We start from the raw sequence: 19,663 nt of genomic DNA on the forward strand, positions 1-19,663 counted from the left end.
CGATAGTGCCTCTGGGAAAAAGGACTGCGTCGATTTGTGCCACAGTTTCCCAACACGTCCAGCCGACCCATTCCCAGGAGGCCTCCATGGTTTTCCGCACCACACGCACAACGCGCTCCACCCCGACGAGGGTCGCCATCGCCGCGGCAGCGGTCTCGCTCACCCTCCTCGTCGCGGGCTGCTCCTCCGGCCGCACCGACACCGCCGACGGCAGCAGCAAGACGCTCACCATCAACAAGGCGTTCGACCTCAAGACGGCCGATCCGGGCCGCATGTACGAGCCCACCGGCCAGCTGGTCGACAAGGCGCTCTACGAGACCCTGCTCACCTTCGAGGGCGGCGACGTCTCCAAGGTCGTCGACGGGCTCGCGAGCCTCGAGCAGTCCGACGACGCCAAGACGTTCACGCTGACCCTGACCGGCGAGCACACCTTCTCCGACGGCACCGCGATGACCGCCGACGACGTGGTCTTCTCGCTGCAGCGCGTGATCGGCCTGAAGGGCAACCCCTCCTTCCTCCTCGACGGCGTCACCGTCACGAAGCAGGACGACAAGACCGTCGTGCTCACCACCGAGACCCCGACGCCCGCCCTCCCGGCGATCCTGGCGAACCCGGCCCTCGGCATCCTGAACTCGAAGGTCGTGAAGGAGAACGGCGGCACCACCGACGAGACCGACACCGCCGAGAAGTTCCTCAACACCACCTCCGCCGGCTCGGGTCCGTACGTGCTCGACACCCTCGACCTCGCCTCGCAGGTTGTGCTGACCGCGAACGAGAACTACGACGGCGACGCCCCCGGCTACGGCCGCGTGGTCATCCAGAACGTCGAGGGCGCGACCCAGACGATCAACGTCGAGGGCGGCAGCGCCGACGTGGCGCTCGACCTCTCGGGCACCCAGGCCGAGGCGCTCGGCGACTCGGTCGAGGTCACGAGCGACCCCTCGGCGAACGTGATCTTCCTGCTGCTCAACCAGAACCCGAGCGTCTCGGCGATCACCTCGAACCCCGACTTCGTGAAGGCCGTCAAGGAGGCGATCGACTACGACGACCTCGTCTCGATCGCCGGCACCGGCACCGCGCAGGCCTCCGGCGTCGTGCCGAGCATGCTGCTCGGTGCCCTCCCCGAGAGCGGAGCGCTGACGCAGGACCTCGACGCCGCCAAGGCCGACCTCGCCAAGAGCGGCTACGCCGGCGAGTCGGTGACGCTCAACTTCCCGAGCGACATCAGCCTGAACGGCATCGACTTCCCGACGATCGCCCAGCGCATCCAGTCGCAGCTGAAGGACGCCGGCATCACGGTCGAGCTCGCCCCGGCCCCCGTCGCCACCGAGCTCGACGCCTACCGCAACGGCACCGAGACCATGGGCCTCTGGTACTGGGGCCCCGACTACCCCGACCCGAGCGACTACCTCGTGTTCACCCCGGGCAACGTCGTCGGCCTCCGCTCCGGCTGGGCCGAGGGCGCGAACCCCGCGATCTCCACGCTGGCCGACGCCGCGGCCGCCGGCGGCTCCGACGAGGAGCGCCAGTCGCGCTTCGAGGAGCTGCAGACCGCGCTGAACGCCGACGGCCCCTTCATCCCGCTGCTCCAGCCCGGCAACAACATCGCCGCCGCGAAGGACGTGACGGGCGTCGTCTACAACGCCGTGTGGACCATCGACATCGCGGCCCTCGCCGCGAAGTAGCTCGTGTCCACCAGCACGAAGGCCGTCCGGTCACCGCGTTCGCGCGGTGGCCGGGCGGCCCACCCGTTCCTCCGCTACGCGCTGCGCCGCGTGCTCACCTCGCTGCTGCTCGTGGTGGGCGTGACCCTCGTCACCTTCGTGCTGACGAATCTGGTGCCGGGTGACCCGGTAGCGGCGGCCCTCGGCCAGCGCGCCGCGGAGGACCCGGCGATCGTCTCGCAGTTCCGCGCCACCTACGGCCTCGACCAGCCGCTCGTGGTGCAGTACTTCACCTACCTCGGCAATCTGCTGCAGGGCGACCTCGGCGTCTCGACCACCACGCACAACCCCGTGGTCGACGACCTGGCGAAGGCCCTCCCGGCCACCCTCGAGATCGCGCTCGGCGCCATCGTGCTCAGCGTGGTCATCGGCGTGGTGCTCGGCACCATCGCCGCCTACCGCCGCGGCAAGGCCTCCGACCACGTGCTCCGCGTGGTGTCGCTGGCCGGCCTCAGCGTGCCGACCTTCTGGCTCGCGCTGGTGCTCTACTACGTCTTCTACTTCCAGCTGCACATCGCCCCGGGCTCGGGCCGGTTGAGCAGCGACTTCACGACGCCGCCCACGGTGACGGGCCTCTACACGGTGGATGCCCTGCTGGCCGGTCAGCTCGACACCTTCCTCGACGCGGCCTCGCACCTGTTCCTCCCGGTGCTCGTGCTGACGCTCTACACGGTGGGCCTGCTGACCCGGTTCGTGCGCACGGCGGTGCTGGAGATCCTCGACCAGGACTACGTTCGCGCCGCCCGCGCCAAGGGTCTGCCGACCCGCACGGTGGTCTTCTCGTACGTGCTGCGGGGGGCGAGCATCCCGATTCTCACCGTCGTGGGTCTCGCCTTCGGCAGCTTGCTCAGCGGCACCGTGCTGGTCGAGGCGATCTTCGCCTGGCCGGGCATCGGCTCGTACGCCTACCAGGCCGCCTCACACCTCGACCTGCCCGGCATCATGGGCGTCGGCCTCCTGATCGGCGTGATGTACCTGCTGGTGAACCTGATCGTCGACCTGCTCTACGGCGTGCTCGACCCGAGAGTGAGGCTGGCCTCGTGACGGATGCGCGAACCACCCGGCCCGATCCGCGCGACGGCGCCCCGGCCGGCCCCCGCGACGGTGTCGGCGCCGGGATGCTCGACCCGGTCTCCGCCGCCGGCCCGCGCTGGCGCCGTCCCCGCCTCCGGCTCGGCCGCTGGTCGGCGCCGCTGGGCCTCCTGGGCGCCGCCGTCGGCATCCTCTGGATCCTCGTCGCCCTGCTCGCCCCCGTGATCGCCCCGCACGACCCGCTCGCGCAGGACCTGCCGATCCTCCAGGCGCCCGGCGAGGGCACCCTGATGGGCACCGACGCGCTCGGCCGCGACGTGTTCTCCCGGGTGATCTGGGGCGCCCGCGTCACGATCCCGCTCGCGCTGCTGCTCGTCGTGATGTCGGTGCTGATCGGTGCGATCGTCGGGGCCGTCGCCGGGTTCTTCGGCCGCGCGGTCGACGAGGTGGCCATGCGGGTCACCGACCTGGTGATGGCGTTCCCCACGGTCATCCTGGCCATGGTCATCGCGGCGGCCCTCGGCGCCTCGCTGCTGAACGCGGTGCTCGCGGCGCTGATCGTCTCGTGGCCGGCCTACGCCCGGCTCACCCGCGGGCTCGTGCTGGGCCTCCGCTCCTCGAACTACGTCGTGTCGGGGCAGCTGCTCGGCTTCTCACCGCTGCGCTCGCTCGGCCGCGACATCGCGCCGAACATCGTCGGGCCCGTGCTGGTGCTCGCGAGCCTCGACATCGGCACGGCCATCCTGCTGCTGTCGGGCCTGTCGTTCCTCGGGCTCGGGGCGAAGCCGCCGACCGCCGAGTGGGGGTCGATGGTGTCGGATGCGATCCAGAACTTCGACGCGTGGTGGATCGGGGTATTCCCGGGCCTCGCCATCCTCACCGTCGTGATCGCGTTCAACTTTGTCGGCGACGCCCTGCGCGACGCCCTCGACCCGAAGTCGCAGACCATCCGCGGGGGAGGCACCACGCTGTGACCGATGCACTCACCATCAGCGGGCTACGCATCCGCACCCGCACGCACGCGATCGTCGACGGGATCGACCTGGCGCTCACGCGCGGCGGCATCCACGGGCTGGCCGGGGAGTCGGGGTCGGGCAAGACCATGACGGCGCTGGCCGTGCTCGGGCTGCTGCCCGGGTCGATGACGGCGAGCGGGAGCATCCGGCTGGCCTCCGATTCTCCCGCCGACGGCCCGGGCATCGAGCTCGTGGGCGCCTCGCGGCAGGTGCTCGGGGCGGTGCGCGGGCGCCGGGTCGCGATGGTCTTCCAGGACCCGTCGACGAGCCTGCACCCCCAGCTCACCGTCGGCCGTCAGCTCACCGACCACCTGCGCCACCACCTCGGTCTCTCCAAGGCCGCCGCGCGGTCGAAGGCCGAGGCCCTGCTCGAGCGGGTGCGGGTTCCGGATGCCCGTGCCGCCCTCTCCCGCTACCCCCACCAGTTCTCGGGCGGTCAGCGTCAGCGCATCGCGATCGCGGTGGCGCTCGCCTGCGACCCCACCGTGCTGCTGGCCGACGAGCCGACCACGGCGCTCGACGTGACCGTGCAGGCCGGAGTGCTGCAGCTGCTGCGCGAGCTCGTCGATGACGGGGGGCTGAGCATCCTGCTCGTCACCCATGATCTGGGCGTGATGAGCGCCGTCGCCGACGAGGTGACGGTGATGCGGCAGGGGCTCGTCGTGGAGTCGGCGCCGCGGGAGCAGCTGTTCACCGCGCCGCAGAACGCGTACACGCGGTCGCTGCTCGCGGCGCTGCCGGGGTCGAGCTTCGAGGAGAGCCCGGAGGAGCTCGTGGAGGAGCTGGTCGAGGGTGCGGACGACGTCGAAGGGGGTGCGCGATGAGCGCGGACACGGTTCTCGAGGCCGAGGGCGTCGTCGTGGAGTACGGCCGCCGGCCGCCGCTCCGGGCGGTCGACGGGGTCGGCTTCCGAGTCGCCGCCGGGGAGGTCGTGGCGCTCGTGGGCGAGAGCGGCTGCGGCAAGTCGAGCCTCGCGCGGGCCGTCGTCGGCATCGAGAAGCGCCGCGCCGGCGCCGTGCGCCTGAACGGCTTCGACGTGCCGCCGCTGGGCCTCCGCCGTCGCAGTCCCGCGATGACGGGCATGCAGATGGTGTTCCAGGATCCGAACTCCTCCCTCAACCCCCGCCGCCGCATCGGCGAGCAGCTCGCCGACGGCGTGCGCGCGGCCCTCGCCCGGGGCGACGAGGGCTCCGACCCGGCCGACTGGCTGCGCCGGGTGGGGCTCGATCCGGCGATGATCACCCGTTACCCGCACGAGTTCTCGGGCGGGCAGAAGCAGCGCATCGCCATCGCGCGGGCCCTCGCGGCCCGGCCGCGGATGCTCGTGGCCGACGAGCCCATCTCCGCCCTCGACGCCTCCACCCAGACGAGCGTCGCCGCGCTGATGCGCTCGCTGAGCGTCGAGGCCGGCGCCGGGCTGCTGTTCATCTCGCACGACCTCTCGGTGGTGCGGCGCATCGCCGACCGCGTGCTCGTGATGTACCGCGGCCGGGTCGTGGAGTCGGGCGACACCGAGACCGTCTGGCAGAACCCGCTGCACCCGTACACGCGGGCGCTGCTGGCGGCGATCCCGCTTCCCGACGGTCTGGGCCGGCTGCCCCTCGCCCCGGCCGAGGCCGACCGGGCGAGCTGGCTCGAGGACCTGCCCGCCGCCCTGGAGCGGACCGCCGCGTGACCCCCTTGGAGGAGGGCGTGCCGGCGGCATCCGCTCTGTGGACCATGCCCCGGGCCGTGAACCGCAGCCCGCTGCCGGGTGACGGCGCGTTCATGACCGCGGGCTGGGACGACCCCGAGCCGGTGACCGACCCCGACGACCCGGTGATCGCCTACACGGCCGAGCGGCGGTCGCGGCTCGCACAGGCGCTGCCGGCCGAGCTGCTGATCATCCCGGCGGGCCTGCCGCGGGTGCGCTCGAACGACAGCGAGCACCGCTTCCGCCCGGGCACCGACCACGTCTGGCTGACCGGCAACGACGTCGCCGAGAGCGTGCTCGTGGTCGACACCACGGGCGGCGAGGCGGGGTCGATCCTCTACCTGCGGGCGCCCTCGGGCCGCGACGGCGACGAGTTCTGGCAGAACGACGCGCTCGGCGACCTCTGGGTGGGGCCGCGTCCGACGCTGGCCGAGACGCAGGCGGCGCTCGGCATCGAGACCCGGTCGCTGACCGACTTCGCCCGCGATTTCGAACGGGCGGCCAGGCGGGCCCGGCGCATCCGGGTGCTGCCCACGCTCGACGAGGGGGTCGACGAGCTCGTGCGGCAGACCTGCGGCACCGCGTTCGGGCCGCACCTCGCGCTGAAGGCCGCGCTCGACGAGCTGCGCCTGATCAAGAACGACTGGGAGATCGGCCAGCTGCAGCTCGCCGTCGACGGCACCGCCCGGGGCTTCGACGACTGCCTCGAGGCCTGGCAGGATGCGCGTGCCGAGCCCCGAGGCGAGCGCTACCTCGAGGGCACCTTCGCGCGCCGCGCCCTCGTCGAGGGGGAGGGGCCGGCGTACGGCTCGATCGTCGGCGCCGGATCCCACGCCACGACCCTGCACTACACCCGCAACGCCGGCCCGCTCGTCGACGGCGAGCTCGTGCTGATGGACCTGGGGGTCGAGCTGCCGTCGCTCTACGCCGCCGACATCACGCGCACCCTGCCCGTCAGCGGAACCTTCACGCCGCTGCAGCGCGACGTCTACTCGATCGTGCTGCGCGCGCAGCAGGCGGGCATCGACGCGCTGCGGGCCGGCGTGCGCTTCCAGGACTACCAGGACGCCTGCGGGCGCTCGCTGACGGAGGGGCTGATCGAGCTGGGGCTGATCCGCTGCTCGGTCGACGAGGCGATGGCGCCCTCGGCGTCGTACCACCGGCGCTGGAGCATCTCGCGGGCCGGGCACATGCTCGGCATGGACGTGCACGACTGCAACCACGCGCCCCACGAGAGCTACCTCGGCGGGGTTCTCGCGGCGGGCCACGCGCTCACGGTCGAGCCGGGGCTGTACTTCCAGCCGGGCGATCTGACGGTGCCGGCCGAGCTGCGGGGGATGGGCATCCGGATCGAGGACGACCTCGTGGTCACGGAGACGTCGTCGATCCTGCTGTCGGCGGGGCTGCCGCGGACGCCTTCCGCGGTGGAGGAGTGGATGGGGGCGCTGGCGCGCTGAGCGGCCGGCGCGTTGGCCCGCTGGCTCGCGGGCCCGCTGGCCTGCTGGCTCGCTGGCCTGCCGGCTGCGCTGTCGGTCGGCGCGGTCGTGGGCTCGGCGTCCGGGCGTGTCGGGGGTGCCGTCCGTAGGATGGGACGACCATGTCCCACCCCGGCAGCACCCCCGCTCCACTCCCCGGCCCCGGCTCCGGCTCAGGCTCCGGCGCCGCGCCGGAGGCCGACGAGCTCACGCGCCTCATCGCCGACAACGAGACCGACGTCCCCGACCGCCCCGGCGTGCGCGCGGCCCAGGCGGGCATCTCGCTCGGCGTGCTGCTCGCGGTCATCGTCCCGGTCGTGGCGCTCCTGATCGCGGCGGTCGTCACGGCCATCGTCTCGACGGCCCCCATCTGGCTCTCGGGCTTCTTCTGGGGCACCTTCACGGCCCCGTGACCGCCGCCCCGCCGCCCGCGCCCCAGCCCGGTGCCGCCGTCGACCCTCCTGCCGCCGTCGTGCCGCTGGCCGCGGCCGAGCCCGGTGCCGCCGTCGATCCTCATGCCGCCGTCGTGCCGGTGGCCGCGGCCGCGCCACTCGCCGCGGTGGTGCCGCCGGGTGCGGTGACGGTGCGAGCGGATGCTCCCGCCACCGCCGACCTCGTCCGCGCCGGCTGGACCGCCGTCGCGTCCTCGTGGGCCGCCGAACTCCGGGTGTCCGCTGCCGACGAGGCGGCCGTCGTCGCCCGCCTCGAGCGTCTCGTGGCGCGGGTGTCGCCGCTCGCGCGCATCCGAGAACTCACCCCCGCCGACGCGGACGCCGCCCTCGCCCTCGACCGCGCCACCCTCCCCGACTACCCCGGAGGCCCGGCCACCCAGCATGACCCCCTCACCCCGACGACCGCCCGCCCCGCCCCCGCCCGCCGAGCCTGGGGCGCCTTCGCCCGTGCCCTCGCCCCCGGCGCCGCCCCCTCGCTGCTCGCCATGACCTTCACCGCCGAGCCCGCTGCCGCCCGAGCATCCGCCGACCCCGCCGACCCCGCCGACCCCGCCGACCCGACGGCGGTCGAGGCGGTCGAGACCGACTTCACGGTGGTGGCGCGCGACTGGCGCGGCCGCGGCCTCGGCTCGGCGGTCAAGGCGGCCTCCGTGCTGGCCCTGCTCGCCGACGGCCACCGCCGCTTCCGCACCGGCGGCGCCACCGAGAACGCGGCGAGCCTCGCCGCCTCCCACGCCCTGGGCTACATCGTCGACGAACGCTGGCTCACCCTCGCACCGCCGGTCTGACGGCGGCAGCCTCCTGCGCCTCGAACCGCGTGGCGACCCGACGGGTGATCAGCAGGAGCGCGATGCCGACCGCGAACAGCAGCAGCACCACCGGCACCGCCCGACGGCCGGAGAGGACAAGCAGCGACGCCTCCCAGCCGAGGTGCAGCACGAGTAGCGCGGCGAGTCCGGCGATCACGACGTCCCAGCGACGACCGCGCGAGACCAGTACGTAGGCGGCGGTCGCCCCGAGGACGGCACCGGGCACCGCCTGGGTCGCGAGCCCCGAGAGCACCTGCCAGAGCACGACCACCCCGACCGATGCCGCCTCGGGTGGCTCGGCAGCGGAGAGGACGACCTGCATCACGGCGAGCCCGGTGCCGACGCCGAAACCGATGACGAGTCCGTCCAGTGGCCCGTGCAGCCGGTTGCGCGCGACCAGCAGCGCCGAGACCGCCCCGATCAGCAGCACGATCTCCTCGGCGAAGGGCCCCGTCAGCTGCTCGTTCATCCGAGGACCCGAGGCGAGCCGATCCAGCGTCAACGCGCTGCCGGCACAGAACGACGCGCCCATCACGAGCGCCGGGAGCACCGTCGCGACGCGGAGGCGTGACCGTGGCAGCAGCACGAGACCGGCCGCACCCAGCGCAAGCGTGGTGAGCCCGAGGCTGATGCGGGTCGTCAACTCGGGATCCGGCAGTGCCAGGAGCGACGGCGTCACCACCACGAGCCCGGCCACCACGAGCAGGAGATACAGCCCGATCGACGCGCCCGCCCGCCGTCCGGTGCGTGGCCCGGTGGTGCCTGTCAGCGTCTGAGTCACGTCCCCACCCGAGTCCGAGGCAGCGGCGGCTGCCGTCCCCACTGTGGCAGCGGCACACGCACGGAGGCAAGGGACCGCGCTGGCAGTCACGCTCACGGGGCCGTGGGTCCGCGGTGGCGGTCACGCGCTCGGGGGCCGAGGGTCGACCGCGGCCGCAGGTGGCCCGGGTGCGGCCGCGTGACGAACCAGCACGACGGATGTGGCGGAAATGTTTGCGTGACCACAATGGGGGGTGCCATGATGTTCACGCAAACAGGCACTCCAACGAAGGACTTCCATGACATCGTCGTCACGCGCCCGCACGGCCGCCGTGGCGGGGTCGATCGCTCTGCTGCTCGGCGCCTCGGCGCTCGGCGGCGGCGCCGCGGCCTCCGCCTCCGCCTCGCCCTCGAGTGGAGGAGCCCCCGCAGCCGCAGCCCCACAGGCCGCAGCCCCAACCCCCCTCACCATCACCCCCAACCCCGCCTACCAGAACCAGGCCTTCGAGGGCTGGGGCACCAGCCTCGTCTGGTTCGCCAACGCCACCGGCGACTACCCCGCCGAGGTTCGCCAGGACCTCTTCGACAAGGTCTTCGGCGAGGACGGCCTGAACCTCAACATCGCCCGCTACAACATCGGCGGCGGCAACGCCTCCGACGTGCCGCCCTACCTCCGCCAGGGCGCGGCGGTCGACGGCTGGTGGAACCCCGACCTCGACGCGAGCGACGCCGACGGCCCCATCACCTCCGACTACGCCGACCGCGACCGCTACGCCGCCGCCTGGAACCCCGACGACCCGGCGTCCTACGACTTCTCCGCCGACGAGACCCAGCGCTGGTGGGTCGAGCAGCTGAAGAGCCGCATCACCAAATGGGAGGCCTTCAACAACTCCCCGCCCTACTTCATGACCGAGAGCGGCTTCGTCTCCGGCGGCTTCGACTCGAGCGCCGAGCAGCTGAAGCCCGAGGCGATCGGTGACTACGTGGCCTACCTGAAGACGGTGGTGCAGTCCGTGGAGGAGCAGGAGGGCATCCGCTTCGACACCGTCGACCCGTTCAACGAGCCCAACACGAACTACTGGGGCACGAACCTTGACGAGTCGACCGGATGGCCCAAGCAAGGCGGTCAGGAGGGCGCCCACATCGGCCCCGAGGTGCAGGACGAGGTCATCAAGGCCCTCGCCGCCGAGCTCGCCGAGGACACCACGACCACCGACGCCGTGATCTCGGCCATGGACGAGACGAACCCCGGCCTGTTCGCCACCAACTGGAACACCTGGAGCGACGAGGCCAAGGCCGAGGTCGACCAGCTGAACGTGCACACCTACGGCACCGGCGGCCGCCCCTACGCCCGCGACATCGCCAAGGCGGCCGACAAGCCGCTCTGGATGAGCGAGATCGAGGGCGACTGGGACGGCTCCGGCGTCAACAACCAGACCAACATCGCCAACGGCCTGGGCGTCGCGGCCCGCATCACCGACGACCTGCGCGAGCTCGAGCCGAGCGCCTGGGTGCTCTGGCAGCCGGTCGAGGACGCCTACAACATGGAGAAGGTCGAGAAGCTCAACTGGGGCAGCGTGCAGATCGACTTCGACTGCAACGCCGACGGCGACAGCGTGCGGCGCCTCGCCGACGGCGACGCCGACCCGAGCTGCAAGGTCGAGACGAACGCGAAGTACAACACGATCCGCAACTTCACGCACTACATCCGTCCCGGTGACCACATCATCCCCTCGACGGATGCGCAGACCACCACTGCCCTGAAGGCCGACGGCAGCGGCGTCACCCTGGTGCACGCGAACCCGTCGACCAGCGACCGCGCGGTCACGGTCGACCTGTCGGAGTTCGGCACCATCGCTCCCGGAGCCACCCTCACCCCGATCGTCACCACCGAGTCGCCCGCCGACGACGTGACGGCGAACGCCCTCGTCGAGGGTGCGGCGGTGCCGGTCGACGCGACGTCGAAGACGGTCACCGTCACGGTTCCCGCCCGCTCGGTGTCGACCTTCGTGGTGTCGGGCGTCAGCGGCGTGGCCGACACGGCGATCCCGCTCGAGGACGGTTCGGCCTACCAGATCGTCGGCACGCAGAGCGGCAAGGCTCTGACGCCGAACGGCGCCATCGCCACCGGTGAGGCGCCCGGCGCGGTCATCACCGCCACCACCGCTGAGAACGCGGCCGGCCAGCTCTGGACGGTCGACAAGCTCACCGACGGCCTCAGCAACTCCGAGCGCTACGTGCTCCGGGGTGCGAACGGGCAGGTGCTCGCCGCCACGTCCGACGGTGTCGTGCTGCGCGACCAGACGCCCGAGCAGGCGGCGGCCGACCGGTCGAGCCAGTGGATCCTGACGACCTCGACCGGCGCGAGCTGGTCGCTGGTCAACGCCCAGACCGCGACCGCCCTGGAGGTGCCCGGACAGTCGACCGACGAGGGCGCCCCGGTGAACGTCTACCAGTCGAACAACGGCGCCAACCAGGCGTGGGGCTTCCGCGACACGGCGCTGCAGGGCTTCCAGCCCGTCACGGTGAACACGGTCGCCGGGGTCGCTCCGGTGCTGCCCGCGACGGTCACCCCGATCTACGGCTCGGGCGCCGGCATCGCGGTGCCGGTCACCTGGAACACCGAGGGCCTGGACTGGAGCACCCCCGGCACCGTCACGGTGACCGGTTCGGGAACGGACGCGTTCGGCACGGCGTTCGACAGCGCATCCGCCACCGTGGAGGTCGGCGGCTTCACGTCGACCGACCCGGTCTCGCTGACCACCTACGAGGGGGCCGAGCTGCAGAGCGTGATCGACGCGGCGCCGGCCACTGTGCCCGCCCGCATCGGCGCGAGCCCGACGAGCTACGACGCAGCCGTGACCTGGGACTTCTCGGGTGTCACCTCTGCCGATCTGATGTCGGCCGGCGTGGTGACGGTGCCGGGTGAGGCGGTCTCGAACGACCCCGCTGCTCCGGCTCTTTCGGCGACGCTCTCGCTGATCGTCACCGTGCCGGGCTCGTCGAACGTGGCTCCGGATGCGGCGACGACCGCCTCGGCCACCTTCACCGAGCCGGGTTACAGCGTCGACGCCACCCGCAACCGGGTGCTCGACGACAAGGGCTGGTCGAACTGGGTGAGCAGCTCGAAGCGCGAGTCCGACACGCTGAGCTACGACCTCGGCTCGGTCAAGACGGTCGACAGCGTCACGCTGCGCTTCTGGAAGGACGGGTCCTCCGAGACCTGGCCGACCTCGCTGACCGTCGAGTACCGCACGCCGGCGGGTGACTGGGTGGCGGCTCCGGATGCTCCGACCGCCGTCGTCTCGCCCGACGGAACCGCTCCCGTGGTCGACGTCGCCCTCGGCGGCGTGCAGGCCTCGGCGGTGCGGGCGACGCTCACGGCGAAACCGGACACGCACATGATCGTGTCGGAGGTGGAGATCTACGCCACCGCGGCCGGCGTCTCGACGGTGTCGCAGCTCGCGCGGCTCGCGGTCGACGGCGTGGCGATCGAGGGCTTCGACCCGGCGACCACCGTGTACACGGTGCCGTCGTCGGGGTCGCGCATCCCGGTGCTGCAGGCCTTCGCGGTCGACACCGACGCGACGGTGGCCATCGATCCGGCGACGGATGCGAACGGCGCGGTCGCGACCGTGACCGTCACGGCGCCCGACGGCGTCGGCGTCACGAGCTACACGGTGCGCTTCGACCGGGCGGTCGCGGTGTCGGCGGTGGTGTCGGGCACGCAGGTCGACGGGGCGTACCGCGTCGGCTCGCCGCTCTCGGTCGTCGTGACGACCGACCCGGCTGCGGCTTCTGCTTCGGTGCAGTGGATGCGCGACGGGGCCCCCATCGACGGGGCCACCGGTCTCGGGTACACGCCGGTCGCGGCGGATGCGGACCACACCGTCTCGGCGCGGGTCACCGCGGGCGCGGACGGGTACCGCGCGGCGACGGCGGATTCGGCAGCCGTCGCCATCGCGGCGGCGGTCGTGCCGCCGGTCGACCCGGGCACGCCCGGCGACCCCGGCACCCCGGGCACCCCGGGTTCGCCCGGAACGCCCGGGACGCCCGGGACGCCCGGGACTCCCGGCGCGCCCGGTGGTCCCGGCGACGGCTCGGGCTCGGGCGGCACCGGCTCGGGTGGCTCCGGCTCCGGCTCCGGCGGCTCGGGCTCCGGCGGCCTCGCCTCGACCGGCGCGGCCCCGCTGCCCCTCGTGGCCGGCGGCCTCCTGGCGCTGCTCCTCGGCGGCCTGGCCCTCGGCCTCCGCCGCCACCGCCGCGCCTGACCCCACCCACCAGGCCTGAACCAGGCCCACCCACACGGATGCGGCGCACCACCCCGGTGCGCCGCATCCGCGTCTCGGGCGAGGGCTCGGACACGCGTGGCCGGCACCGCGCCCCCTGGAGCGGCGGCGCCGCCCAGGCGTGCGCGGAGCACCCTGGTATGCCGCATCCCACCATTTCGGGCCGGGCCGGGCCCTTCTCCCACCGAGCCGTCGCGAACCGCCCTCTCAGCGCATCGAGAGGGCGGTTTGCGACGGGTCGATGGCCGCGCGGGGTCAGGCGGGCGGGAGGCGGAGCTCGAGGCGGGCCCCGCCGAGGGGCGACGCCGCGGCGGTGGCCGTGCCTCCGTGTGCCGCCGCGATCGAGGCGACGATCGGCAGGCCGAGCCCCGATCCGCCGCTGTCGCGCGCACGCGAGTCGTCGAGCCGCACGAAGCGCTCGAAGACGCGGGAGCGCTCGGCGGGCGGGATGCCCGGTCCGTCGTCGTCCACGGTGAGCACGGCGGCGCCGTCGAGGACGGTGCACGCGATCGCGATGCGCCCGCGGGCGTGCCGCGCCGCGTTGTCGCCGAGGTTGCGGAGGGCTCGCTCGAGCATCCGGGAGTCGCCGTGCGTGCGCGCCGCCGAGACGCCGGTCGCGTCGATCGTCAGCTGGGGAGCGAGCGCGCGGAGCCGCCGCGCCTCGGCGAGGGCGAGGTCGTCGAGGTCGACGTCACGGGCATCCGGAACCAGGCCCCGCTCGTCGGCGCGCGCGAGCAGCAGCAGGCCGTCGACGAGCTCGGCCATCCGGGCGGACTCCTCGGCGACGGTGCGCCCGAGGCGCTCGACCGGCAGGCGGTCGGGGTAGGCGAGGGCGACCTCGGCGTTCTGGCGCAGGGCGCTGATGGGGGAGCGCAGCTCGTGCGAGGCGTCGGACACGAAGCGGCGCTGCCGGCGCTGACTCTCGTCGAGGCGCTCGAGCATGCGGTTCATGGTCTGGGCGAGGCGGTCGATCTCGTCGCCCGATCCGGGGGTGGCGATGCGGCGGCCGAGGTCGGCGGCGGTCACCTGCTCGGTGTCGTGACGGATGCGCTCGACCGGCCGCAGGGCCCTCCCCACGGCGAGCCAGGTCACGAGGGCCATGGCGGCGACGAGCAGCGGCACGGCCACGAGCAGCAGCACGACGGTGGTGCCGACGGCCTCGGCGCGCGGCCCGTCGTCGACGCCGGCGACGAGCAGCCCGTCGTCGACCTCCTTGGCCGCGACGACGAGCCGATCGTCGTCGCCCGGCACGGAGACCACCCGGCCCGTGAGGTCGCCGGCATCGCCGTCGCCGTCGTCGTCGCCGGCCGTGACGAGCGGCGGCGCATCCTCGAGCTCGTCGGAGGCCCCCAGCACCACCCCGTCGCGCACCACCTGCGCGTACCCGTCGAGCTCGGCGAGCGCACCCGGTCCACCCGCGTCGACCGCGGCCTCGAACCGGTCGAGCTCGAGCTCGGCGGCGGTGGTCGCCTGGTCGAGCAGACTCTGCGACAGCACGAACGCGAACCCCGCCCCGCCGAGCCCCGCCGACACCGCCACCACGAGCGTCGTGATCACCGTGATGCGCGCCCGCACCGAGCGGAAGCGGCGGCGCTCACCCATCGTCGACCACCCGGTACCCCGACCCCCGCATCGTCTCGATCGACGCCCGCCCGAACGGCCGGTCGACCTTGTTGCGCAGGTGCCGCACGTACACCTCGACGATGTTCGGATCGCCCTCGAAGTCGAAGTCCCACACCGCCCCGAGCACCTCGCGCTTCGACACCACCTGACCCGCCCGCGAGACGAGGAACTCCAGCACGCTGAACTCGCGCGTCGTCAGCTCGATCGGCACGTCGCCACGCGTGACCCGCTTGGTCGCCGGGTCGAGCGCGAGGTCGCCGACGGTGAGCACGGTCGGTCGTTCGGCACCCCCACGTCGGATCAGCGCCCGCAGCCGCGCCACCAGCACCCGGAACGAGAACGGCTTGGTGAGGTAGTCGTCGGCCCCGGTGTCGAGCGCCTCGACCTGGTCGAGGTCGCCGTCCTTCGCGGTGAGCATGATCACGGGCGTCCAGTCGCCAGCCCGCCGAAGCTCGGAGCAGATGCGGAACCCGCTCATGCCCGGCAGCATGAGGTCGAGCACGATGGCGGCGTAGTCGTTCTCGCGGGCGAGCCACAGCCCGTCGGTGCCGTTCGTGGCGGTATCGACGGCGAAGCCCTCGGCCTCGAGCCCGGTCTCGACGGCGCGCAGCAGGTTCAGCTCGTCGTCGATCACGAGGATGCGCATCCGGTCTCCCTCCGCTCCGTCAACGCTACAAGGGCGGGCCGACATCGCCGGCCCGCCCCGGGTCTCGCCCCTACTTCTCGGTGCGCACGACCCCGAACGAGGCGTCGAGGTCGATGTCGACCTCGGTGCCGTCATCCAGTCGCACCTCGACGTCGTAGGCGTGGTCGGCGTCGCCGCTCGTCTCGGCGTCGGTCACGGTGCCGCCGCCGGCCTCGGCGATCGCGGCGGCCGAGGCCTTCTCGAGCTCCTCGCCCTGCAGGTCGTCGGGGTAGACGGATGCGCTGCCCGCACCCGCGGCGGCACCGACGTCATCGGTGCCGCCGGTGTCACCCACCCGGTCGTCCGCGCTGCTCGACACGACCCCGAACGACCCGTCCAGCTCGACCTCGTAGTACCGCCCGTCGTCGCCCTTCAGCTCGAGCTCGTACCCGTCGTCGTCGCGCTCGGCCGAGGTCACCGACCCGCCGCCGATCTCCTCGGAGGCCACGGTCGCCGCGCGGTCGAGGTCACCCCCCGTCAGCGCGTCGGACCCCTCGAACCCGTCGGTCGCGGCATACGCGATCCCGGTGCCGCCGAGCACGAGCACGGCCGCCAGGGCCGCTCCGCCGATGATCTTCGTCTTCTTCTGCATGGGGTTCTCCTTCGTGAAGCGAGTGGACACGCACTGCGTGCGAACACCCCCACACTGCCGACCCGCCGCTGAAGCCAGCCTGAAGCGTCCGACAGAAGGTGCAAGTCCGCGTGCGGGTCTCCCTCCCCGCGCCGCGGACGCCTAGGCTCGGCCTCGATGACTGACGACGACGCGCGAGCGCGACCCCAGCCGGCCGAGCCCGGCGAGCTGCCGACCGCCGACGAGGCGATCGCGGCGCTGTCCGACCGGGCCGGCGCCTTCTACAGCGCGCTGATGAACGAGCACTTCGTGCTGGAGTCCGCGCGGGGCATCACCGTGAGCGAGGCCAGCAGCCGCGCCGCCCTGTACCTCACGACGCTCTCCAGCAGCCTCGTCGCCTTCGGCTTCCTCGCGCAGACCGACTACGCGCTGGGGTTCCTCATGGTCGTGATCCCGGTGATCTTCCTCCTCGGCATCTTCTCGTACGAGCGCCTCGTCGAGATCTCCCTCGAGGACGTCGCCGCCCTCGAGGCGATCCAGCGCATCCGCGCGGTCTACGCGACGACGCTGCCGGGCGCGGCGAAGTACTTCCCGCGCCCGACCGGCCCGCACGGCCCGAACGAGATGCTGCCCATCGGCCGCCGGCAGTCCTGGATCGGCGTCTTCTTCACGACCGCCACCGTGATCGCCGTCGTGAACTCGATGGTCGCGGGGGCGGGCGTCGCCATCATCGTCGTGCAGACGACGTCCCTGCCCACCGCGTCCATCCTGATCGGCCTCGGCACCGCTGCGCTCCTGGCCGTGCTGCACGGCCTCTACCAGGAGTACCGCTACGCGGCCCTGCGCCGCTTCGTGCAGAGCACCCGCCGACACGACGAATCGGCTCGCTGACCGTCTGGCCGCTGACCGTGTCGATAGGTGCGGATGCTCGCGCCCGCGCCGCGCGTCAGCCGGAACGCCCCGCCCCCGCCGATCCCTCCGCCTGCTGCTCCTGCCGTTGAAGGTCGGCCAGGTCGATGCTCGCGGCGCGGTAGTCGGCCGTGTCGGGCAGCACGAGCCGCAGCTCCGAGATGGGGGCGATCGAGACCCGGCCCCCGGTGAGGGTGAGGTCGAGCACGTGCCCGCCGTGGCTGCGGCTGTCGTCGACGTAGTGCAGGTGGTAGCCGGCCACCGAGATCGCGGCCTCGAACGACGGGGTGCGGAAGCCGGCCACGGTGCCCCGTGTCTCGTCGAGGGTGCTGATCGCCTCGTGCGCGGCGGCCTCGGTCAGCGGCGGGTACGGCTTCTGCTGCTCGCCGACCGTGCGGGTGCGCAGCGGCGCGAAGGTGCCGTCGACCCGCACCGCCACGGGCAGGTTCACGCCGTCGGTGACGTGGTCGATCCGCGTCGTGAGGTCGGCCAACGAGGTCGGCACCGTGACGTCGAAGCTCTGGGTGCTGCGGAAGTGCATCACCGCGGCGAACGGCGTCTTGTCCGTGGGCGACGCGATGTGCACGCTGCCGTCATCGCGGAGGTGGTAGCAGATCCCGCCGAGCACGACCATCTCACCGTCGAGGTGGTTGAAGGTGCCGAGCCCGAAGTCACCGTGCGTGAGGAGCTGCTCGATGGTGACGTCGCCGTCGTAGAGCCCCGACAGCAGGGCCGCCATGGTCGAGGTCTGGTAGACGGCGTAGTCGTCCTGGGTGTCGACGGAGGAGCTCATTCGAAGGACTCCTCGTCGAGCTCGGCGGCGATGTCGGCATTGCGGCTGTAGTCGACCGCGATGTCGATGATCGACACCCCGTCCTCCGCGAGCGATTCCCGCAGGGCGGCCTCGAACTCCTCGTAGCCCGTGACCCGGCGTCCTTTCGCGCCGAACGCCTCGGCGAAGGCGACCGTGTCGTAGTCGCCGAGCTGGATGCCCGAGGTGCGGCCGTACTTCAGCTGCTCCTGGAACGCCACCATGTTGTAGGTGTTGTCGCGCATGATGATGTGCGTGAACGAGACGCCGAGCCGCTTGGCGGTCTCCAGCTCCTGCGCCGAGAACAGGAAGCCGCCGTCGCCGGAGACGGACACGACCTGCGTGCCGGGCCGCACCAGCGCCGACGCGATGCCCCAGGGCAGCGAGACGCCGAGGGTCTGCTGGCCGTTGGAGAACAGCAGGTGCCGGGGCTCGTAGACGCGGAAGTGGCGGGCCATGAAGATGTAGTTCGAGCCGATGTCGCACGCGACCGTGGCGTCGTCGTCGAGGATCTCGCGCAGCTGCAGCACCAGTCGTGCCGGGTCGACGAGGCCCTCGCCCGCGTCGGCCTCGCGCGCCGCGTCGTCGATGGCGGCGAGGTCCTGGCGGCGCTTCGCCGCGCTCTCGGCCGCGGCCGCGGAGAGCTTCAGCCCTGCGATGGCGGGCCGCAGCGCGTCGACGGTGGCGGCGACGTCGCCCCGGAGCTCCAGGCTCGGCCGGTAGTGGTTGTCGTACGCGGCCGGGACGGAGTCGATGTGGATGACCCGGCGCTCGACCTCGGAGTTCCAGATCACGGGGTCGTACTCCACCGCGTCGTAGCCGACGGCGATCACGAGGTCGGACTCGTTCAGCGTGATGTCGGCGGGCTGGTTCTTGAACAGGCCCACCCGCCCGAGGTAGTGGTCCTCGAGCTCCCGCGAGACGAGGCCGGCGGCCTGGAAGGTCTCGATCACCGGCAGTTCGGTCTCGGTGAGCAGGGCGCGCAGGGCGCGGGTGCTCTCCACGTCGGCGCCGCGGAGGCCGACCAGCAGCACCGGGCGCTCGGCGGCGCGGATCAACCCCGCCGCGAGGTCGATGTCGGCCTGGGCGGCAGGTCCGAGCTTCGGCACGGCGAGCATCCGGCCCCCCTCGGACACGGCGGTGGTCGCCCCGGCCATGACACTGGCCGAGAGCACGACGGCCGTCGCGCCCTTGGGCTCGGTCATCGCGGAGCGGAAGGCGTTGACGACCGCTTCGGACACGTCGTCGGGGTCGGTCGACTCGACGGTGGACTTGGTGACCGTGCCGAGGAAGGCGGCTGCATCCATCGACTGGTGGGTGCGCTTCAGGCGGTCGGAGAGCTGCACGGCACCGGCGAGGGCCACGACCGGGTCCTGCTCGGTGTTGGCGGTGAGGAGGCCGGTGGCGAGGTTCGTGGTGCCGGGGCCCGAGGTCACCAGCACGACTCCGGGCACCCCCGTGAGGCGGCCGACGGCGGCCGCCATGAAGGCGGCGTTCTGCTCGTGGCGGCAGACGATCAGCTCCGGCCCCTCGTCGTTCGTCGCGTCGAAGACGGCGTCGACCTTCGCTCCGGGGATGCCGAAGATCCACTTCACTCCGGCTGAGGACACGATGTCCAGGACGTGGTTCGCGCTGCGGGACGGTTCGATCTCGAGCATCCGTTCTCTCCTTCGTCACAGAGGGGCCGGCAGTGCCCCTGGTGTCGAAAACCTACGGATGCCCGCTCCCGCCGTCACTGGACCGTGCGCGCAACACCGTGCGCGCATTGTCGAGAACCCGGTCGACTCGCTTGCCAAACCGGGCGGCTTCTCCAAG

The 19,663-nt window shown here is 72.6% G+C and carries 16 protein-coding genes; 10 read left to right on the forward strand and 6 right to left on the reverse strand.

Annotated elements, in window-relative coordinates:
- The first annotated feature begins 86 nt into the window (after positions 1-86).
- The 8 genes from ITJ64_RS07955 (at position 87) to ITJ64_RS07990 (ending at position 8,180) form a co-directional block, all read left to right on the forward strand.
- Positions 87-1,685 (forward strand): ABC transporter substrate-binding protein, encoded by a 1,599-nt coding sequence (locus ITJ64_RS07955; RefSeq protein WP_194680126.1) that lies wholly within the window; start codon positions 87-89, stop codon positions 1,683-1,685.
- Between the two features lie 3 nt (positions 1,686-1,688).
- Positions 1,689-2,768: an ABC transporter permease gene (locus ITJ64_RS07960; RefSeq protein WP_194680127.1), complete on the forward strand. Its 1,080-nt coding sequence runs from the start codon at positions 1,689-1,691 to the stop codon at positions 2,766-2,768.
- Positions 2,765-3,730 carry an ABC transporter permease gene (locus ITJ64_RS07965; protein ID WP_370545091.1) on the forward strand — a complete coding sequence of 322 codons (966 nt, stop codon included), beginning with the start codon at positions 2,765-2,767 and terminating at the stop codon, positions 3,728-3,730. The genes ITJ64_RS07960 and ITJ64_RS07965 overlap by 4 nt, the downstream gene beginning before the upstream one ends.
- A complete protein-coding gene (locus tag ITJ64_RS07970; RefSeq protein ID WP_194680128.1) occupies positions 3,727-4,596 on the forward strand; it encodes an ABC transporter ATP-binding protein in 870 nt (289 codons plus the stop codon). Before ITJ64_RS07965 ends, ITJ64_RS07970 begins: the two co-directional genes overlap by 4 nt.
- Positions 4,593-5,447 carry an ATP-binding cassette domain-containing protein gene (locus ITJ64_RS07975; protein ID WP_194680129.1) on the forward strand — a complete coding sequence of 285 codons (855 nt, stop codon included), beginning with the start codon at positions 4,593-4,595 and terminating at the stop codon, positions 5,445-5,447. The genes ITJ64_RS07970 and ITJ64_RS07975 overlap by 4 nt, the downstream gene beginning before the upstream one ends.
- Positions 5,444-6,922, forward strand: coding sequence for an aminopeptidase P family protein (locus ITJ64_RS07980; protein ID WP_370545092.1), 1,479 nt, complete (start codon positions 5,444-5,446; stop codon positions 6,920-6,922). The genes ITJ64_RS07975 and ITJ64_RS07980 overlap by 4 nt, the downstream gene beginning before the upstream one ends.
- A 140-nt stretch (positions 6,923-7,062) precedes the next feature.
- Complete coding sequence (locus ITJ64_RS07985; RefSeq protein WP_194680130.1) at positions 7,063-7,353, forward strand: hypothetical protein; 291 nt, start codon at positions 7,063-7,065, stop codon at positions 7,351-7,353.
- The gene (locus tag ITJ64_RS07990; RefSeq protein WP_228508618.1) at positions 7,350-8,180 is read left to right on the forward strand and encodes a hypothetical protein; all 831 of its coding nucleotides are present in this window, start codon (positions 7,350-7,352) and stop codon (positions 8,178-8,180) included. Before ITJ64_RS07985 ends, ITJ64_RS07990 begins: the two co-directional genes overlap by 4 nt.
- Here ITJ64_RS07990 and ITJ64_RS19310 read toward each other — a convergent pair.
- Positions 8,158-8,982 carry a PrsW family glutamic-type intramembrane protease gene (locus ITJ64_RS19310; protein WP_194680131.1) on the reverse strand — a complete coding sequence of 275 codons (825 nt, stop codon included), beginning with the start codon at positions 8,980-8,982 and terminating at the stop codon, positions 8,158-8,160. The two genes, ITJ64_RS07990 and ITJ64_RS19310, sit on opposite strands and share 23 nt — an antisense overlap.
- 277 nt (positions 8,983-9,259) lie before the next feature.
- Between ITJ64_RS19310 and ITJ64_RS08000 the strand changes: the two genes are divergently transcribed.
- Positions 9,260-13,231 (forward strand): glycoside hydrolase, encoded by a 3,972-nt coding sequence (locus ITJ64_RS08000; protein WP_194680132.1) that lies wholly within the window; start codon positions 9,260-9,262, stop codon positions 13,229-13,231.
- A gap of 273 nt (positions 13,232-13,504) precedes the next feature.
- On the opposite strand, the gene ITJ64_RS08005 is transcribed toward ITJ64_RS08000, so the two are convergent.
- From ITJ64_RS08005 to ITJ64_RS08015, 3 genes are all read right to left on the reverse strand, one after another.
- Positions 13,505-14,851: an ATP-binding protein gene (locus ITJ64_RS08005; RefSeq protein WP_194680133.1), complete on the reverse strand. Its 1,347-nt coding sequence runs from the start codon at positions 14,849-14,851 to the stop codon at positions 13,505-13,507.
- On the reverse strand, positions 14,844-15,518 hold the full coding sequence (locus ITJ64_RS08010; RefSeq protein ID WP_194680134.1) for a response regulator transcription factor: 675 nt from the start codon (positions 15,516-15,518) through the stop codon (positions 14,844-14,846). The genes ITJ64_RS08005 and ITJ64_RS08010 overlap by 8 nt, the downstream gene beginning before the upstream one ends.
- A 70-nt stretch (positions 15,519-15,588) precedes the next feature.
- Positions 15,589-16,149, reverse strand: a complete 561-nt coding sequence (locus ITJ64_RS08015) for a PepSY domain-containing protein (RefSeq protein WP_194680135.1) — start codon at positions 16,147-16,149, stop codon at positions 15,589-15,591.
- 156 nt (positions 16,150-16,305) lie between these two features.
- Here ITJ64_RS08015 and ITJ64_RS08020 point away from each other — a divergent pair, with 156 nt between their 5' ends.
- Complete coding sequence (locus tag ITJ64_RS08020; RefSeq protein ID WP_194680136.1) at positions 16,306-17,019, forward strand: hypothetical protein; 714 nt, start codon at positions 16,306-16,308, stop codon at positions 17,017-17,019.
- Between the two features lie 55 nt (positions 17,020-17,074).
- On the opposite strand, the gene budA is transcribed toward ITJ64_RS08020, so the two are convergent.
- Positions 17,075-17,830, reverse strand: coding sequence for an acetolactate decarboxylase (budA, locus tag ITJ64_RS08025; protein ID WP_194680137.1), 756 nt, complete (start codon positions 17,828-17,830; stop codon positions 17,075-17,077).
- Complete coding sequence (gene alsS, locus ITJ64_RS08030; RefSeq protein WP_194680138.1) at positions 17,827-19,506, reverse strand: acetolactate synthase AlsS; 1,680 nt, start codon at positions 19,504-19,506, stop codon at positions 17,827-17,829. The genes budA and alsS overlap by 4 nt, the downstream gene beginning before the upstream one ends.
- Positions 19,507-19,663 lie beyond the last annotated feature (157 nt).

The sequence above is a fragment of the Herbiconiux sp. VKM Ac-1786 genome (assembly GCF_015350805.1).
Taxonomy (GTDB): Bacteria; Actinomycetota; Actinomycetes; order Actinomycetales; family Microbacteriaceae; genus Herbiconiux.

Bases quoted from the DNA above. Each gene is read 5' to 3' on its own strand.
- ITJ64_RS08000 (WP_194680132.1), top strand. From the start codon at position 9,260: ATGACATCGTCGTCACGCGCCCGCACGGCCGCCGTGGCGGGGTCGATC.
- ITJ64_RS08020 (WP_194680136.1), top strand. From the start codon at position 16,306: ATGACTGACGACGACGCGCGAGCGCGACCCCAGCCGGCCGAGCCCGGC.
- budA (WP_194680137.1), bottom strand. From the start codon at position 17,830: ATGAGCTCCTCCGTCGACACCCAGGACGACTACGCCGTCTACCAGACC.
- ITJ64_RS08010 (WP_194680134.1), bottom strand. From the start codon at position 15,518: ATGCGCATCCTCGTGATCGACGACGAGCTGAACCTGCTGCGCGCCGTC.
- ITJ64_RS07985 (WP_194680130.1), top strand. From the start codon at position 7,063: ATGTCCCACCCCGGCAGCACCCCCGCTCCACTCCCCGGCCCCGGCTCC.
- alsS (WP_194680138.1), bottom strand. From the start codon at position 19,506: ATGCTCGAGATCGAACCGTCCCGCAGCGCGAACCACGTCCTGGACATC.
- ITJ64_RS08005 (WP_194680133.1), bottom strand. From the start codon at position 14,851: ATGGGTGAGCGCCGCCGCTTCCGCTCGGTGCGGGCGCGCATCACGGTG.
- ITJ64_RS08015 (WP_194680135.1), bottom strand. From the start codon at position 16,149: ATGCAGAAGAAGACGAAGATCATCGGCGGAGCGGCCCTGGCGGCCGTG.
- ITJ64_RS07975 (WP_194680129.1), top strand. From the start codon at position 4,593: ATGAGCGCGGACACGGTTCTCGAGGCCGAGGGCGTCGTCGTGGAGTAC.
- ITJ64_RS07955 (WP_194680126.1), top strand. From the start codon at position 87: ATGGTTTTCCGCACCACACGCACAACGCGCTCCACCCCGACGAGGGTC.